This window comes from Gordonia otitidis (assembly GCF_020735545.1).
Classification (GTDB): domain Bacteria; phylum Actinomycetota; class Actinomycetes; order Mycobacteriales; family Mycobacteriaceae; genus Gordonia; species Gordonia otitidis.
This window is the reverse complement of record NZ_CP085974.1, coordinates 952975-969767: the sequence shown is the minus strand read 5'-3', so window position 1 is coordinate 969767 and position 16793 is coordinate 952975. Positions and strand designations below refer to the sequence as shown.

Annotated in this window: 16 protein-coding genes; 10 read left to right on the top strand and 6 right to left on the bottom strand. The window is 66.4% G+C overall.

All coding sequences use genetic code 11. The features are described 5' to 3' along the window. Positions 1-20: 20 nt before the first annotated feature. Positions 21-464 carry a MarR family winged helix-turn-helix transcriptional regulator gene (locus LK459_RS04340; RefSeq protein WP_039994037.1) on the top strand — a complete coding sequence of 148 codons (444 nt, stop codon included), beginning with the start codon at positions 21-23 and terminating at the stop codon, positions 462-464. A gap of 22 nt (positions 465-486) precedes the next feature. On the opposite strand, the gene LK459_RS04335 is transcribed toward LK459_RS04340, so the two are convergent. Beyond that, positions 487-1728: a GNAT family N-acetyltransferase gene (locus tag LK459_RS04335; protein ID WP_007238930.1), complete on the bottom strand. Its 1242-nt coding sequence runs from the start codon at positions 1726-1728 to the stop codon at positions 487-489. 143 nt (positions 1729-1871) lie between these two features. On the opposite strand from LK459_RS04335, the gene LK459_RS04330 reads away from it, so the two are divergent. Further along, positions 1872-2744: a TrmH family RNA methyltransferase gene (locus LK459_RS04330; protein ID WP_007238931.1), complete on the top strand. Its 873-nt coding sequence runs from the start codon at positions 1872-1874 to the stop codon at positions 2742-2744. Continuing rightward, positions 2741-3091 (top strand): DUF2537 domain-containing protein, encoded by a 351-nt coding sequence (locus tag LK459_RS04325; protein WP_007238932.1) that lies wholly within the window; start codon positions 2741-2743, stop codon positions 3089-3091. Before LK459_RS04330 ends, LK459_RS04325 begins: the two co-directional genes overlap by 4 nt. A gap of 33 nt (positions 3092-3124) precedes the next feature. Here LK459_RS04325 and LK459_RS23250 read toward each other — a convergent pair whose 3' ends face one another. From LK459_RS23250 to LK459_RS04305, 4 genes are all read right to left on the bottom strand, one after another. Further along, complete coding sequence (locus tag LK459_RS23250; protein WP_007238933.1) at positions 3125-4345, bottom strand: DUF6928 family protein; 1221 nt, start codon at positions 4343-4345, stop codon at positions 3125-3127. 12 nt (positions 4346-4357) lie between these two features. After that, a complete protein-coding gene (gene sepH, locus LK459_RS04315) occupies positions 4358-5338 on the bottom strand; it encodes a septation protein SepH (protein WP_227923568.1) in 981 nt (326 codons plus the stop codon). 199 nt (positions 5339-5537) lie between these two features. After that, the gene (gene serC / locus LK459_RS04310) at positions 5538-6683 is read right to left on the bottom strand and encodes a phosphoserine transaminase (protein WP_007239017.1); all 1146 of its coding nucleotides are present in this window, start codon (positions 6681-6683) and stop codon (positions 5538-5540) included. A gap of 110 nt (positions 6684-6793) precedes the next feature. Next, positions 6794-7921 carry a citrate synthase 2 gene (locus tag LK459_RS04305; protein ID WP_007239018.1) on the bottom strand — a complete coding sequence of 376 codons (1128 nt, stop codon included), beginning with the start codon at positions 7919-7921 and terminating at the stop codon, positions 6794-6796. A 176-nt stretch (positions 7922-8097) separates the two neighbouring features. Between LK459_RS04305 and pdxH the strand changes: the two genes are divergently transcribed. Then, positions 8098-8793 carry a pyridoxamine 5'-phosphate oxidase gene (pdxH, locus tag LK459_RS04300; RefSeq protein WP_051997966.1) on the top strand — a complete coding sequence of 232 codons (696 nt, stop codon included), beginning with the start codon at positions 8098-8100 and terminating at the stop codon, positions 8791-8793. A 29-nt stretch (positions 8794-8822) separates the two neighbouring features. Here the strand turns inward: pdxH and LK459_RS04295 are convergent, their stop codons facing one another. Next, positions 8823-9233, bottom strand: coding sequence for a hypothetical protein (locus tag LK459_RS04295; protein WP_007239020.1), 411 nt, complete (start codon positions 9231-9233; stop codon positions 8823-8825). Between the two features lie 212 nt (positions 9234-9445). Here LK459_RS04295 and LK459_RS04290 point away from each other — a divergent pair, with 212 nt between their 5' ends. From LK459_RS04290 to LK459_RS04265, 6 genes are all read left to right on the top strand, one after another. Beyond that, positions 9446-10288, top strand: coding sequence for a hypothetical protein (locus LK459_RS04290; RefSeq protein ID WP_007239021.1), 843 nt, complete (start codon positions 9446-9448; stop codon positions 10286-10288). 399 nt (positions 10289-10687) lie between these two features. Further along, positions 10688-12064 (top strand): IS1380-like element ISGbr1 family transposase, encoded by a 1377-nt coding sequence (locus tag LK459_RS04285; protein WP_064862420.1) that lies wholly within the window; start codon positions 10688-10690, stop codon positions 12062-12064. Positions 12065-12416: 352 nt separating this feature from the next. Next, positions 12417-13484, top strand: coding sequence for a hypothetical protein (locus tag LK459_RS04280; RefSeq protein WP_322590812.1), 1068 nt, complete (start codon positions 12417-12419; stop codon positions 13482-13484). A gap of 5 nt (positions 13485-13489) precedes the next feature. Beyond that, positions 13490-14206 carry a hypothetical protein gene (locus LK459_RS04275; protein WP_007239023.1) on the top strand — a complete coding sequence of 239 codons (717 nt, stop codon included), beginning with the start codon at positions 13490-13492 and terminating at the stop codon, positions 14204-14206. A 53-nt stretch (positions 14207-14259) separates the two neighbouring features. Next, positions 14260-15549, top strand: coding sequence for an MFS transporter (locus LK459_RS04270; protein ID WP_007239024.1), 1290 nt, complete (start codon positions 14260-14262; stop codon positions 15547-15549). 57 nt (positions 15550-15606) lie between these two features. Beyond that, positions 15607-16692, top strand: coding sequence for an isopenicillin N synthase family dioxygenase (locus LK459_RS04265; RefSeq protein ID WP_007239025.1), 1086 nt, complete (start codon positions 15607-15609; stop codon positions 16690-16692). Positions 16693-16793: the final 101 nt, after the last annotated feature.

Here is a 16793-nt window from a genome sequence, read left to right as displayed (position 1 = left end):
GGCGAACTACTGTTGTCGTCGTGAGTACACCGAATGACGACGGGTTGTCGGGGGCCCTGGCGCTGGCGATCGTGCGCCTTGCTCGTCGATTGCGTCTTCGTCGACAGAATCAGCTTGTTTCTCTGACCCAATTGTCGGCCCTGTCGACGCTGCACATCGAGGGAGCCATGACGCCGGGTGCCCTTGCTGCAGCCGAACGCGTGAAGCCGCCGTCGATGACCCGGGTACTGGCCTCGCTCTCGGATCTCGGAATGATCGAGAGGGCCCCGCACCCGACCGACGGGCGCCAGGCGATCGTCACGCTCGCACCCGCCGGCGAGGACGTGATCGTCGCCGAGCACGCCGCACGTCGTGCATGGTTGTCCGATCAGATCGACGCGCTCACCGACGACGAGCGCGCCACCCTGCGGCAGGCCATTCCGGTGCTCGCGAAACTGATCAGCGAGACCGACGAGCCGACCTGAGTCGATCGCTGACGCCTCGCGGTCAGAAGAACGTCCCGGAGAACGGTGCCTTCTCGACCGCGAAAGCCTGCGTCAGCGCACGCAGTGTCTGCTCGGAGTCCGTCCACAGGCGATCGGCGTGTGCGAAGAGCGAAGGTGCCACGCCGCCGAGGAACAGGCTCGAAAGAACTGAAACATCCATGCGCACAGTAGGTTTCGATGTCGACGGTGCGATGATGGCGCCGCCACCACGGATCGAGACGTCGTACACTCCAGCGCGCTGGCGGTAACCGTCGGTGACCTCGAGAACCATGTCGAGGTCGGCCGAGTACTGGCGCGCGGCGAGCGCTGCGGGAACGTCGAGAATCGACACCCACATCTTGTCGGCGCGTCCGGTGACCGGAGCGGCCCGCAGATCGGTGAGTTTGGCGCGCAGCGGGTCGTCGACCGGAATCGACGCGGTCAACGAGGGCACCAGGTCGAGTCCGGTCAGCACCCGCCACAGTTCGGTGTGCGCGGCGTCGGTGACGGCGAACAGTTCCTCCACCTCGCCGCGCACCTGGCCGGCCGAACTCTTGTGGATCCGGTAGCTGGCGTATCCGTCCGGGTGCAGCAGGTAGTGCAGACCACTGGCGGCCGGAGGCCGTTCGGATCGGCGGTCGGCCAGGATGGGCGCCCACCACTGCGGGGTTCGTGCGAGTGCGCCGGGACGCGTGCGCGCCCACCGCGCGTGGATGTCGGGAATCGCAGCGGCGACCTGCTCCGGCGTGGCGAAATAGACCTCGGGATGATCGGGGGCGGCCGCGCGCAGGGTCGGTTGTCCCGGCGTGATTTCCACGCTCTCGGCGAAGCACGCCGGACCGAAACCGAACCGCTCGTATATGGTTCCCTCCGAGGCGGTGAGGATCGCGAACGCGAATCCCTCGTCCTCCCATTGGGTGAACAACTCGGTGATCATCCGCCGCAGGATGCCGCGACGTCGGTGCGTCGAGGCGACCGACACCCACGACAGTCCTGCCGCGGGCACCTGCGTGCCTCCCGGAACGGTCATCTGCATCCGATAGAACATCGACACCCCGACGAGCGGATGGGTGTCGTGCCAGGAGTCGCGAACGAGTACGACGTCGGAATCGGCAACCTTGCCACGGAGATCCGCGCGCTCGTCGTCGGAGATCGGGTTCCTCATCGCGAACGCCCGGGCATCTGTGGTGATGATCTCGTCCCAGTCGGCGTCTGTGCCTCGCGTCAGTTCGAGTGTGGTGGTGCGGGTGTCGGATTCGGTCACCTCACAACCGTGTCACATCGCCCGATGCCGTGTCTCCTGGGTATGAGGTTGTTCGCTGGGTCGAGTCGGTCTGTGCTCGCCGGTCGCGCCCACACGAGCACCCGTGTCGATCCTCGCACCTCGCGGCAGGCAGACTGGACCGCGTGCCCGAGCCCGTGTCCGCCCGCCCGCTGTCGGTCGACGTCATCGACATCGACGATGCCGACGACCCGCGTGTCGACGACTTCCGCGACCTCAACTCCGTCGACCGTCGGCCCGACCTTCCCACCCTGCCGGGCGGCCGGCCCGGAAAAGGGCTCGTGATCGCCGAGGGCGTTCTCGTGGCGCAACGGATGATCGCCTCCCGGTTCGCGCCGCACGCCTTCCTCGGCGTCGACAAACGCCTGACCGAGCTCGCCGACGATCTGCGTGCCCCCGGCCTGTCCGGTGTGCCGTTCTACCGCGCGTCGGCCGATGTGATGGCCCAGATCGTCGGGTTCCACCTGAACAGGGGAGTTCTCGGCGTCGCGCGCAGACCGGTCGGACTGCAGGTCGACGACGTGCTCGCCACCGCGCGAACCATCGCAGTGCTCGAGGGCGTCAACGACCACGAGAACATCGGCAGCATCTTCCGCAATGCGGCAGGCCTCGGGGTCGACGCCGTGCTGTTCGGCTCCGGCTGTGCGGATCCGCTGTATCGCCGTTGCGTCCGGGTGTCGATGGGGCACGCACTCCTCGTGCCGCACGCACGGTTCGACGACTGGCGCGGCGCGCTCGACCTTCTCGCAGAACACGGTTTCACGACGGTGGCACTCACCCCCCGAGAGTCCGCGGTCCCGCTGGCCGACGCGGTATCCGCCGACAAGGTGGCTGTGTTGGTCGGTGCCGAGGGACCGGGACTCAGCGAGGCCGCGATCCGCGGCTCGCACATTGCCGCGCGCATTCCGATGAGCCGGGGCACCGATTCACTCAACGTGGCCACCGCCGCGGCGATCGCCTTTTACGAGCGCGTCCGATCGGGCACGATTACCGGGTGAGCTTCGCCGAATACGACGACGAGTACCTCGGGAGCCCTGACTATTCAGTCGGGACCACAGGCGAGCCGACGCCATGGGCCACAGGTCTCCTGGTGGCGGCGGCCTGCGCCGTCTACTGTTCGCTGCTGCTCGTGGGCCTCTGGGCGCTCGTCGCCGACATCACGCCGTGGACGTCTGGGTCCCGGTGGATCGGGGTCGTCGTCGCCGTGCTCGTCGCGGGCGGGCTCGGCTGGACGCTGTGGGCGCTGCGTGACCGGCCGGTGTGGCGATGGATCGTCTGGGGTGCGCTGATCGGGTTCCTCGCCGGAGTCGGGTCGTCGGTCGCGCTCGCGGTGCTCAATCCCTGAGTCCGCGCGTGACCGGCACCCCGAGTCGAGGGTTCAGGTGCCGGTGCCGAACCCGAAGTACCGTGCGACCCGGCGCGTCCACCCCTCGGACTGGTCGGTCTCGACGTATTCGCTCTCGACCGATTCCTCATCGACGTCACCGACGTTGTCGTCTGCGATCGGCGGCACGGGCTCGGTCACCGCTTCCCTTACCGTTGCTTCGTCCCTCAGGGTGGTCTCGGGTGGCCGCTGGGTGGCCGGGTCGGAAGAGTAGTCGTCGGCGTGGGCGTCGATCGGTTCGGCGACAGGTATGCCGACCGCCGGGGTGTCCACGGGAACCGCGGGGGTGTCGACGGGAAGTGACGACGACGGGGGTTCGTCCGGTTGGTCACCCTGAGGTGGCGCCACGACGTCCGACGGCCGGCTCTGCTCCGGCGCCCGTTCCGGTTCGCCCGCGTCGTCTCCGAGCGCAGGTCTCGGGTCGTCGACCACGGCCTGCGCGACGGGCGGCTGCAGCTGTTCCCGGGCGTTCGCCGCTGCAGCGGTGGCGGCGGCGGTGGCAGCAGCAGCTGTGGCACTGGCCTCGCGATAACGCTCGGCGTCGGCGTCGGTCGGTTCGTAATCGGCCGGCCTGATGGCGAAACCGGTGACGGGGATCGAGAGCGGTTCCAGATCACTGGGCGCCAGCGGTCGGGTGAACCGGAATCCCAGCCACTCGCGGTTGCCCTGCTCGGCGAGTTGCTGCGGATGGAAAGGTAACGCCAGCGGGTCGGGTGCGACGCCCGGCGCATAGCGCAGCGGATGTTCGCCCGCCCAGAACGGCTTCTCGAACGGGTACGGCAACCCCTCGTCCTCGATGATGCTGACGGGGTCTGCGGCGAAGGACCGGCGCAGCGTGCCGCCTTCCCATCGTGCGAAAACACCTGTCGCCGAGTCGGGTTCGGTGTAGAGCAGCACTGCTGCCGCACTGTCGGGGATCGACGCCGCGGTGCGGATGGTCTCCACGGTGCGTGTCAGGGTGGACGGCTTCGACGTCGCGAACAGTGAGCACGACACCACCGTCAGTGGACCGTAGGAGCCCGCGAAGACCTGCGAGTCGTCGGAGTCCATGGCGGTGGCGAGATTGGTGTCGACGGACGGGACGAGAACGCTGTCGCCGTAGATCGCCGAGGAGATCTTCTTGGCGGCGTCGACGTCGTTGGTGACACCGGACCGGAGGACGTCAACAGGGGCGTCGGTGTCGATGAACCACAGGGTGACTGCGCGTGCGGACATGGAGGCCGGTGCTCAGCTGTTCCCGTTGCTGCGCACGCCGAGCAGCACGTCTTCCCATGCGGGCACCGCGGGCTTGCGCGACTTGCGTCGACGATGCTCTGCGGTCTTGTCGACGTTCGACGTCGAGGAATCGGAGTCGTCGCTAGCTTGCCCGGTCGACTGCTCGGGGGGTGCAGGCGCGCCGCGGTCGTCGTGCGGCTCCCGGGCCTCGTCGACGACGATCGGCTCCTGCGCGGCCTCGTCGTCGAGCCCGAAGTCGAGCGTGTACGTATCGTGCTCCACCCGCACCTCGACGTGTCGCGAGCGCTGAGCGCCGATCAACGCGTCGGCGTCGAAGGTGACCTCTTCGTGGTCGTCGTCGGCCGACGTCATGACGGGAGTACTGACCGGGATGAGTCGACGTCGCGGTTCGATGGTTTCCGGGTGGATGAGCTCCTCGGCGAGGTCGTCGAGCGGATCGGCGGTGCCGCCGTGCGAGCCCGGCATGAAACGCCAGTGTGCGTGGTGTTCGGTGTGGCCGACCTGCCAGTTGACCTGCACCACCCAGTGGCCGTCGTCGCCCTTCCATGCGTCCCAGGTGGCGTCGGAGGGATTCTGGCCGTAAGCGGCGAGCCCCTCGGTGACGGTGTCGCCGAGCGTCTCGGTCGACGGCCCGTCGTGGCGTATCGGATGTGCGAGTGCTCCGAGTTCGGTTGCCCGCTGACGTTCGAGCAACACGGGGTGGGCGAAGCGTTCGATCTTGTCCGTCGGCACTCCGGCGACCGCCGCGACCTCCTGGACGCTCGCTCCCGCACGGATGCGGGACTGGATTTCGCGGGGGCGCAGCGACGATTCCATTTCGATCTCGATCTGTCCGAGGCGGGAGAGGTCACCGCGTGCGGCAGCGCGGAGCCGCTCGTCGGCGTCGAGCTTGAATCGCTCACCGGATTCGGTGTCCTGGCAGATGACATGCGCGCCGTCGACATCAACGCCGACGACCCGAAGTTCACGCATCATCTGCTCCTCCTCTGGTGGCCATGAGTGCGGGCATTGTCGTCAGGTTAGACCACCCATCCGCCCGAGACGGCCGGGACACGCGGCAAATCCGCAGGTCGTACCCGAACGGGGCGTCAATCGCCAAACGCGGCCCGGACCGGCAGACGCGGTCGGTGTACCAACCGCGTCTGCCGACTCGAGCCGCGTTCGGCGAATTTCAGAGCTTGCCTACGACGTAGTCGATCGCGGCGGTCAGGGTGCTGACGTCGTCGGGCTCGATCGCCGGGAACATGCCGATGCGCAACTGGTTGCGGCCCAGCTTGCGGTACGGCTCGGTATCGACGATTCCGTTGGCGCGCAAGACCTTCGCGACCGCTGCGGCGTCGACGTCGTCAGAGAAGTCGATGGTTCCGACCACCTGGCTGCGCAGTGCGGGATCGGTGACGAACGGCGTCGCGAACTCGCTGGCCTCGGCCCAGGAGTACAGCCGCGAACTCGAGTCGGCGGTGCGTGCGACGCACCAGTCGAGGCCGCCGTTGCCCAGCATCCACTGGATCTGGTTGTCCAAGAGCAGCAGGGTCGCCAGTGCCGGGGTGTTGTAGGTCTGGTTCTTCGCGCTGTTGTCGACGGCCGTCGGCAGCGACAGGAACTCCGGGCACCAACGATCGGTGTGTGCGATCTGGTCGACCCGCTCGAGTGCCGCAGGACTCATCACCGCGATCCACAGACCGCCGTCGGAGGCGAAGCACTTCTGCGGCGCGAAGTAGTAGACATCGGTGTCGGCGATGTTGACCGGCAGGCCGCCTGCACCCGACGTCGCGTCGATGGCGATCAGCGCGTCGTCCGAACCTGCGGGACGGATGACGGGGACCGCGACACCGGTCGACGTCTCGTTGTGCGCCCAGCCGATGAGGTCGACGCCGCCGAAGTCGTCCACCGTCAGCGCGGCGGGATCCGGGGCGGTGCCCGGATCGGTCGAGATCACGGCCGGGGAATCCAGGAACGGAGCCTTCTTGGCGACGGTCGCGAACTTCGAGCTGAACTCGCCGTAGGTCAGGTGCAGCGAACGCTGCTTGATCAGCCCGAACGCCGCGGCATCCCAGAAGGCCGTGGTACCGCCGTTGGACAGCACCACCTCGTAGCCCTCGGGCAGCGAGAACAGCTCGGCCAGACCGGCGCGGATCGAGCCCACGACGTTCTTCACCGGTGCCTGGCGGTGGGAGGTACCCATCACCGAGGCGCCGATGTCGACCAGCGACTGCAGTTGTTCGGGGCGCACCTTCGACGGTCCGCAGCCGAACCGGCCGTCGGAGGGCAGCAGTTCTGCGGGGATGGTGATGGATTCGATGGCGACGTCGCTCATGGGCGCAATTCTAGGGTTGTGGCCTCGGCCACTACGCTGCGCCCCTGCTACGCGTGCTGCTGGTGCCTCCGTGCGGCGCGCCGATCTGGCCTCGCGTAAGCCCCTGCTCTCTACAACCCGGGCTTGACCACATCTCCCCAGCCCTCGACGTCCTCAGGTCGACGCGGGGCTGCTCCGGTGTAGAGCGCGGCGGGGCGGACCAGTTTGCCGAGGCGCTTCTGCTCGAGGATGTGCGCACACCACCCGGCCGTGCGGCCGCAGGTGAACATGGCGGGCATCATGTGCGGCGGGACCTCGGCGAAGTCGAGGATCACCGCAGCCCAGAACTCGACGTTGGTCTCGATCGCGCGGTCGGGTCGACGTTCGCGCAGTTCGGTCAGCGCCGCCTGCTCGAGTGCCGAAGCCACCTCGTACCGCGGAACGTCGAGTTCGGATGCGGTGCGGCGCAATACGCGCGCTCGCGGGTCCTCGGCTCGGTAGACGCGATGCCCGAAGCCCATCAGCTTCTCTTTGCGGTCGAGGATTCCCCTGACCAAACCCCTTGCATCACCGGTCTTTTCGACCTCTTCGATCATGGGCAACACCCGTGCCGGTGCGCCGCCGTGAAGCGGTCCCGACATTGCGCCGATCGCGCCCGAGAGCGCGGCTGCGACGTCGGCTCCGGTCGATGCGATCACGCGCGCGGTGAAGGTCGACGCGTTGAGGCCGTGCTCGGCAGCGCTCACCCAGTAGGCGTCGATCGCGGCGATGTGTCTGGGGTCGGGCTCGCCCTTCCAGCGCGTCATGAAACGTGCTGTGACGGTGGGGCACTCGTCGATGATGCGTTGCGGGACGGCGGGCTGGTGGATGCCGCGTGCCGACTGCGCGACGTACGACAGCGCCATCACCGATGCTCGCGCGAGGTTGGCGCGGGCCGTGGCGTCGTTGATGTCGAGCAGCGGCTGGTAGCCCCAGATCGGAGCGAGCATGGCGAGTGCGGCCTGCACGTCGACGCGGACGTCGCCGGTATGAATCGGCAGTGGGAAGGGTTCGGCGGGAGGCAGGCCGTCGCCGAATCGTCCGTCGACCAGCAGTGCCCAGACGTCGGCGAAAGTGACGCCGTTCTCGACGAGATCCTCGATGTCGACGCCGCGATACCGCAGGTTGCCACCGTTCTTGTCGGGTTCGGCGATCTCGGTCGTGAAGGCTGTGACGCCTTCGAGGCCGGGTACGAAGTCGTCGGGGATTCTGCTGGCCATCTCTAGCCCACCTCTCTCCACACCACACCTGAGGCGCCGGGCGCGGGCGCCGTCACCTGCACTCTAGGGCACCCGTGGGTGCCGGGCACCCGGGCGTCTGAGCCATCGGTGGGAGACGGGATCGTCTCCGGAGTAGCGTCTGCAGGGTGGACAACGACCCCATCGACCTGCCCGGAATGCGCGTCGGTTACGGCGGTGGCATTCCACCCAATGTCGGCGACGGTGATCGCGCGGCAGGCGCTGACGGTGTGCGCGACAACCTCGATCCGAGCTGGCTCGAGGGTGACCCGCCCTGGCTGGAGTTGTTCATGGTGTGGCTGCGGGAAGCCGTCGCGGCGCGCATCCCCGAACCCAACGCGATGGTCGTGGGCACAGTGGACCTCAACGGACTTCCGGCGACGCGCACCGTGCTGTGCAAGGGAGTCGACGCCGAGGGCGTCGTCTTCTTCACCGGATACGACTCCGACAAAGGTCATGATCTGGAGGCCAACCCCTTCGCTGCGGTGACATTTCCGTGGATCGCTCTGGAACGGCAAGTGCATTTCCGGGGGCCCGTCAACAAGGTGAGTGACGCCGAGACGCTGGCGTACTGGAACAACCGACCGCGGGGATCACAACTGTCTGCATATGCGTCGGCGCAGTCGCGCGAGATCGACAGTCGCGCCGACCTGGAGGCGAAGGCTGCGGCAGTGGCCGAACAGTTCGGGGGCTTCGACGACGGCGATCCGGTGCCCGTGCCCGAGAACTGGGGCGGCTACCGCATCGAGCCGGTCTTCGTGGAGTTCTGGCAGGGCCGCGCGAATCGTCTGCACAATCGCGTGCGCGTGACGATGGTTGACGGCTGTTGGCGGGTGGTTCGGCTGCAGCCGTAGCGGTTGGCTGGTGAGATGCTGCGGGTTGCTCAGCGCGGCTGGTTTGCGTGGCGGGTTGTCTTCTTGAGGTAGACGGTGCCGGTCGGGATGCCGCCATACGCGAATTGGCGTCCGACGTAACCGTTTCGAGTCTTGCGAAACTCCGTGCGGGTGAACCACTGTGACGCCGGATTGGTGTCGCCATACGAAATTATGCCGCCATTCTTGGTGGAGGCTATTCCGTAGGTGTAGGTATTTTGCGGCCCCACGCCGTAGTAGTCGGCAAACAGCTTGTTACCCACCACTTTTACGTTGGATTCGGGGGAGGGGACTGCACCGTAGACGATTGTTTGCATGACGTAGTGACCTGGCTCGATCTTGGCTTCGGCGTGACCGGCGCCGAGTCCGAGGCCCATGAGCGAGGCTCCACCGACGAGGACGCCTGCGATGATCTTCTTCACAGGAAGCGGAGCGTAGCCGATAGGACGACGAGAGTGAAGCCGCGTCGGCAATCCAACCGTGTCCACATGAGCAAGTTCTTCGCATGCGTTAAGCTTCCCGTCAGCATGACGGGGATGTCAGACTTCGGCGGTCCCACGCACCCTGATGGGCGTGGCTGAGGGGATCACGGCACTCCGACGAATCAGGCGCGCGCGCGGGGAGAGGAGGCCGATTGAGCGAGAGTGATGTCGAGCAGTGGTTCGCCGACCTCCCGCCCCGGCCTTCTCCGGGCACCACCCCCATGCATGATCTGGCCCGCGAGTCCTCCCGTGCGCTGGTGGGATCACACGCCGTTGGTCGAACCGAGTGGCCTGCCGAAGTTGCGCCGGACGCGCAGACGACCCGGCTCAGCGCAGCGACTCCGCAGCCGTCGGCAGCATCCCCATCGGGCGCTGATGATCTCGACTCGTTTCTCGACTCACAGGCGGAGCTCTGGCGCGAGAAGACCCGTCAGAAGCGGAAGGACTCAGATGTTTCGGCCGCTTGGCACACCAGGCGGGGAACACTCGTTGCGGCGGCCGCAGCGATTGCCGCGGTTGCCGTCGTTGCCACGGTCCTCGCTGTCACACTTTCCGGGTCCGACCCGTCCGAGTCGACCGTCGCGCAGCCGTCCTCAGTGGCGCCCACGCAAACCGGTTCGGCTACGGCGAAATGTCCCTCTTCGGTGAGTGGCTCGGTCACGACGGGTGCGGATGCGGGCGGCCAGACGTCGGGCCCGGGCGTGATCAAGGCGTTCAACTACGCGTATTACGTCGAGAGGTCTGCGGCGAAGGCGAAAGCGGTCACGACACCGAATGCGGTTGCCACCGAGGACGTGATGCAGAAATTCATTAACCAGCGCGGGGTGGGAACCACCCACTGCCTCTCGATCGCCGACCGTGGAAACAACACTTACGGTGTGACACTCACGGAATCGCCGCCCAACGGCGGGGCACCGATCGTGTACCAACAGACCATCAGTACTGTGCAGGCCGGTGGGAAGTACTGGATCTCCTCGATCAAATCCGAGAACTGATCGTCAACGCCACCAGGGGCTTCCCGGTCTTGGGGCCGGGAAGCGGAACGAAAGGGACAACACGACGATGACACGGTCGGCAAAGAACCGCGCTCGTGAGACGGCGGTGGACGTACGTCGGCCTTCGATGAAGGCGGCCATGACATCCGCGGTTCTTGTGGCCTCCATCGCAACGGCGATGGGAGCGGGCTCGGCGGCGGCTGTCGAACAAGGCGGCACCAACCCCAACGACTCCGCACCACAGCAAGGTGGCACCGCGCCGACGGACACTGCGCCTCAGCCTCGATCCACCGATTTGCTTGTGATCGGTCGGTGAGGGATAAACGAAATGCCCTGTCTGAGTGACAGAATGGGACTTCTCTAGGGTTCCATCCACACACACAGGAGGGCATGTCGTAGATGCGATTGTCTCACACTCACCCGGTCCGGTCTGCATCCTGTGACGATCCGAATCTCCTCGCCGCTGCGGGGGTGGTGCCGGTGATGGCGCTGGCCGAACGCGCCAGCCTGTCGGAGTTGGCCCGCGAGCATCTGAGCGTGCCCACCGACAAGGGCGCCCATCCGGATCGGAAAATGTTTTCCCTGGTGGCGGGGATGGTGGCGGGCGCCGACAGCATCGACGACATGGCCGTGTTGCGACACGGCGCGATGGGCAAGGTGTTCGACCATCCTTACGCCCCGTCGACGTTGGGATCGTTTCTTCGCGAGTTCCGGTTCGGGCATGTCCGCCAAGCCGATGCGATCGCCACCCGGCTGTTGGCGGGACTGGCTCGCCATACTCCGGTGCTGGCGGGGATCGACGGGCCGGTGATGATCGATATCGACGACTCGATCATCGAGGTCCACGGCCCGGCCAAGCAGGGCGTCGGATTCGGCTACACCCGAGTGCGTGGGCTGAACTCGGCGATCACCACCCTCACCTGTGGTGACGGTGCGCCGGTGATCGCCGCTCAACGCCTGCGCAAAGGGGCGTGTAACTCCGCGCGCGGGGCGCATCGGTTGATCGCCGACACCCTGGCCACCGTGCGGCGGCTACGGTCGTCCGATGCGTCGGGACCGATACTGCTGCGAGCGGATTCAGCGTTCTACGGCCATCGCGCGATCACCACCGCGCTCCGGGCCGGTGCGCAGGTGTCGGTCACCGTGCGTCAGGATTCCCACGTCCGAGCAGCGATCAGCGAGGTACCGGCAGATGCATGGACGCCGATCGAGTACACCGACGCCGTCTTCGACGAAGACAGCGGCCAGTGGGTCTCGCGGGCCGAGGTCGCCGAAGTACCGTTCACCGCGTTCACCTCCAAAGCCAAGCGCCTGCAGGTATCCGGACGGCTGGTGGTGCGCCGTATCCCTGACTTCGCAGCCGAGGGAGACGGCTTGTTCGACGTGTGGCGGTTTCATGCGTTCTTCACCACCAGCGACCTGGACACCGTGACCGCCGACAAGACTCACCGCGGTCATGCGATCATCGAGCAAGTCCACGCCGACCTCAAAGCCTCCGCATTGGCGCATCTGCCCTCGGGAAAGTTCTGCGCGAACGCCGCATGGCTGGTGTGTGCGGTCATCGCGTTCAACCTGACCCGCGCCGCAGCCTGTCTCGGTGGACAGCGTCTGGCGAAGGCGACTACCTCCACCATCCGACGCACCCTGATCTGCATACCCGCTCGAATCGCGTCCTCAGCGCGGCGCATCACGATGCATCTACCCGCCCGATGGCCGTGGGAACGCGAGTGGAACCTGTTGTTCAACAACACGATCAAACGACAACACTCAGCCTGACCCCTAACCATCGGCCAGAACCGGCCCCGACACGAAACCCAGTGAAACACGCCGACACCAGAGATCGGCGACTCACCCACGCCCACCGCCACCCCGAACATACACAACACATTTCACGAGACATCAAAAAGCCGATCGGTGGATCGAGGCTCAGCAAGGCGGCACAGCGCCCACTCCCGCCCCAGAGCCTTCGGAGCCTTCAGCACCGGCCTACGTTCCCGGGCCGGGATCGATTCCCGCGCCTCCTCAGGAAGCGCCGTACCAGCCGTACACCGCTGCGCCGCAGTACGAGGAGTCCGGCTACTCGGATCCCGGATACTCGACCTACTACAGCCCCGTTCCGGACGCTCCGTTGCAGGCTCCGAAGCCTGTTGCGCCGGTGCGTCCGATTGCGCCGCCGCCCAACAAGATTCGTGTCGGCAACTTCGTCACCGACATTCCGAAGGGGATGTCGAACAAGGACGTCAACTCCATCAACGCGTGGTCGGCCTACGGCGAAGCGAAGATCGCACAGAACCTGATCGCACTCGGCGTGCCCAAGGACAAGGCGTCCCGCCAGGCGGCTGCGACGATCATCGGTGTTGCACTCGGTGGCGCCACAGGTGCCGCGGTTGGCGCCGTGCCGGGTGCTATCGCCGGGGTATTGCCCGGTGCGATCGTGGGCGCGGGTGCTGGTGCAGGAATTGGCTTTGTCGTCGGTGGTGGCCTGATATCTCCACCTACCGCCGCGACCTCCACTGCTGGCGGCGCGCTCATCGGACTCGGTGTCGGTGCAGTCGGCGGAGCCGCGGCCGGCGCCCTTGGCGGCGCCGCACTCGGCGCAACGATCGGTGGCACGATCGGTGGCATCGCCGCGTACACGCTCGGCGCGGGCGACCCCGGTGCTCATCCGCAGGAACCGTGGAAGCTCGACGAGAACGGCAATCCCAGGCAGCCCAAGCACGCCAAGCCTGCTCCCGTCGACCCCAGCGTCAACCAGTTCGAGCTGTCGGTGCCCGCAGAGGCAGCGTCGAAGAAGGGGCTTCCCTCGGTCGACTACGTCGTCAACTACCGCGGCGACGTCACTGTCAAGGTCGGTGCGCAGACCGCGAAGTGGTCGGCTGAGCAGGCGCAGGCTCCGTACAAGGCACTCGGACCGCTCGGTGCGCAACTCGAGCAGCACTTCCGCGAGATGACCAAGCAGATGACCGGCGATCTCGACGCGCAGGTCCCCGGCTCTGAGGTCGTCTGGCCGCAGGAGGCTGCCGGTCGTCACGCACTGCCCGACGATGCAACGGCCACGGAAGCCGGTGCGCCGCAGTCGACTCCGGCAGCGGTCGCCGTCGATCTCCCTGCAGGCGCGAACCAGGCAGACACACCGACGGCCGACGATTCCGCTCCCACCGTCACCAAGGTGGGCCGGCACGCAGCCGACCACTGACCGTCATGACCGACAACCTGCAGGGAGCCACACCCCGAGCGGCTGCGCAATCCAGCGCAGTCGTCGTGGTGGGTTCTGCGGGTGGAGTCGGCACATCGGTGATTTCCGCGCTCCTCGCGGAGTACCGCGCAGCGACGACACTGGGCGCGGCATCCTGGTGGGTTGATGCATCAGGTAACGACTGCGACATCGAATTGCGCCTCCAGGGTCGCGGCGATCCGGCTCTGCTTCGTACCGAGCTCGGGACCGGGCTGCATCTGGCGCCCGAGGGCGTTCCACTGGTCGACACGGTCGAGGATGTCTGGCGCGTCGGGGCGTCGCCGGTCGTCGACGCTGGTGCCCGACTGCTCACGACGTTGGCCGACCTCACCGACGAGGTCTTCACGGCGAACACGGTCACTCCCGTCATCGTGCTCGGGCCGCGGCCCGATCTGCTCAACCGCGCGCGCCCCTTCCTCGGAGAGTGGCGCAAGGCGGGGGTGCTCGAGCGGGCAGTGGTCGTCATCAACAACCCTCTGCCCATCCCCGATCAGGGATCGCTGGGAAAGCTGGTGATCGACACTGTCGGCGCAAGTGTGGCGGCGGTCATCGGTTTCGAGTACGAGCCCGTGCTCGCCAGCGGGCTGTCCATGGGTCGTCCGGCGCAGGAGAAGTTCTCGCCCAGTACCTGGGTGTCGCTGCGCGAGCTCGCCGACGCGGTACAGGCTCCCGCTGTGCCGTAGCGCGAGCGTCGCCTCGATTCTGTTCCGGTCATACGTGCCGCTAAACTGCTTCGGTGCCCCGTCTGCTCGCCGATACTGCGCCCTTGCGCAACATCTACTTTCGGCGTCTGTGGGTGGCCAACATCGTCACCGTCATCGGTGCACAGCTGACGATCGTCGCGGTACCCGCCCAGATCTATGCCATCACGGGAAGTTCGGCGTACGTAGGACTGACCGGAGTCTTCGGTCTGGTACCGCTTGTCATCTTCGGTCTCTGGGGCGGTGCGCTTGCCGACGTTCTGGATCGTCGAATCCTGTTGATCTGCACGACGATCGGCTTGATCGCTTGTAGCGCGGCGTTCTGGGCACAGTCGGCCTTCGGTGTCGGAAATGTCTGGATAATCCTGTCACTCTTCGCCATTCAGCAAGCCTTCTTCGCGGTGAACCAGCCCACCCGGACGGCGGTTCTGCCGAGACTGCTGTCCGACGAGGAGCTACCCGCGGCACTGTCGTTGAACATGACGGTCATGCAGGCGGGAGCGATCGCCGGTCCGCTCGTCGGTGGCGCGCTGATACCGATCCTCGGCTACCCGCTCCTGTATCTGCTGGACACCATCTTTCTGATTCCGACGTTGGCTGCTGTCGTGATGTTGCCGGCGCTGCGACCGCTCAGCGGCGACGCGCCCAAGGTCCCCGGACTGCGTTCGGTGGTCGATGGTCTCCGCTATCTGGGTGCGCACAAGATCCTCATGGTGTCGTTCGTGGTGGATCTCATCGCCATGATCTTCGGCATGCCCCGGGCGTTGTTCCCGCAGATGGCGCACGAGAACTTCGGCGGTCCCATCGATGGCGGCTGGGCCTTCGCGCTGCTGTTCGCGTCGATCCCCGCGGGCGCGGTACTCGGCGGTGTGTTCTCCGGTTGGGTGAGCAGGGTGCAACGGCAAGGACTTGCCGTGATCGTCTGTGTGATCATCTGGGGTGTCGCGATCGCGGGCGCGGGCGTCGCCGTCGGATTCGCGAATGGCCACGCGTTGCCCATGCTGCCGATCGCGCTCGTCCTCCTCATGATCGGGGGTGCGGCCGACATGGCGTCGGCCGCATTCCGGCAGTCGATCCTTCTGGCCGCTGCCAACGACGATGTGCGCGGACGGCTGCAGGGTGTGTTCATCGTCGTGGTCGCGGGTGGCCCACGGATCGCCGACGTCGTCCACGGCGCGGTGGCGGTCTCGATCGGCGTCTCACTCACCACAACCGGCGGTGGCGTTTTCGTGGTGATCGGCACAGTCCTTGCCGCGCTTGCCGTTCCGGCATTCGTTCGGTACCGCATCGCGAGTCGGGTCACCGAGCAGGCCGCGGGACAGTAGTAGCGCCGAGGTCGCCGACGGTGCGCTGATCAGCGCACCTGGGGTTTCGATGCCAAGATGGAGCGCATGACTGCCACCGTCGAGGAATCCCGCAGCGACTTTCGGGTTCCGCTGATCGACATCACGCCCTACATCACAGGCGGGAGCGCAGCCGAACGGGCTGCCGTCGCCGCGCAGATCGATGATGCGGCGAGTTCTGTCGGGTTCATGCAGATCGTCGGTCACGAGATCCCCGCTGCGGTGATCGACGAGTTCACCGCAGTCCTCGACGACTTTTTCGCGCTCCCTCTCGACGAGAAGAAGGCGTACCGAACACCGCCTGAGATCAACCGCGGCTACGCGCCGCCGAAGTCGGAGTCGCTGTCGTTGTCGCTCGGCGTCGAATCGGCGAACCGCATGAACGACTTCTTCGAGGCATACAACGTGGGTGTCGAGGCCAAGGAGTACCCGGATCTCGAGCTTCCAGACGACCAGTACGCCGACAACACCTGGCCGCAGGTCGACCACTTCCAGGCGGCAGTATCGACCTACTTCGCCGAGGCGCGTCGGGTTGCACACACGCTGACCAGGATCTTCGCCGACGCGCTCGACCTTCCACCCGACTTCTTCGACGGCTACACCGATCACTCACTCGACGTACTCCGGATGAACAACTACGCGCTCCCGCCCGGCGAGGTGGAGATCGACGGTGAGTTGACGGGCATGGGGGAGCACACCGACTACGGCATCGTCACCGTGCTCTGGGCCGACCAGGTCCGCGGACTTCAGGTCCTCGACAGCACCGGGCAGTGGCACGACGTCGCACCCGAACAGGGGGCGTTGCTGATCAACCTCGGTGACCTCATGGCGCGCTGGACAAACGAGCGCTGGATGTCGACGCTGCACCGCGTGAAACCGCCGATCGTCGACGGCACAATCGAACGACGACGCTCCGCCGCGTATTTCCACGACGGCAACATCGACGCGACGATCTCGACGTTGCCGTCGTGTGTCGGTGCCGGTAGCCGATACTCACCGATCACCGTCGGCGAGCACATCGGCGCCAAGCTTGCGGGATCGCGTGCAGGACAAGCTAATCCGTACGCAAAACGCGAAGCTGCCCGAGTGCAGCGCGCGATGCAGCGGGGACTCGGGCAGCAGTGAGAGCTTGCTGGAGTCCGAGTTGACGGACACCTGCGATCGTCGGTGGGAACCCTGCCGAAGGGCTTCGCGTCGTGCCTGTGGCTGATATAACGGTCACGAGG

Coding starts and splice junctions, on each gene's coding strand:
- LK459_RS23250 (WP_007238933.1), bottom strand. CDS start 4,345: ATGTCCGCACGCGCAGTCACCCTGTGGTTCATCGACACCGACGCCCCT.
- LK459_RS04285 (WP_064862420.1), top strand. CDS start 10,688: ATGCGATTGTCTCACACTCACCCGGTCCGGTCTGCATCCTGTGACGAT.
- sepH (WP_227923568.1), bottom strand. CDS start 5,338: ATGCGTGAACTTCGGGTCGTCGGCGTTGATGTCGACGGCGCGCATGTC.
- LK459_RS04275 (WP_007239023.1), top strand. CDS start 13,490: ATGACCGACAACCTGCAGGGAGCCACACCCCGAGCGGCTGCGCAATCC.
- LK459_RS04305 (WP_007239018.1), bottom strand. CDS start 7,921: ATGGCCAGCAGAATCCCCGACGACTTCGTACCCGGCCTCGAAGGCGTC.
- serC (WP_007239017.1), bottom strand. CDS start 6,683: ATGAGCGACGTCGCCATCGAATCCATCACCATCCCCGCAGAACTGCTG.
- pdxH (WP_051997966.1), top strand. CDS start 8,098: ATGCGCGTCGGTTACGGCGGTGGCATTCCACCCAATGTCGGCGACGGT.
- LK459_RS04265 (WP_007239025.1), top strand. CDS start 15,607: ATGGAGCGCATGACTGCCACCGTCGAGGAATCCCGCAGCGACTTTCGG.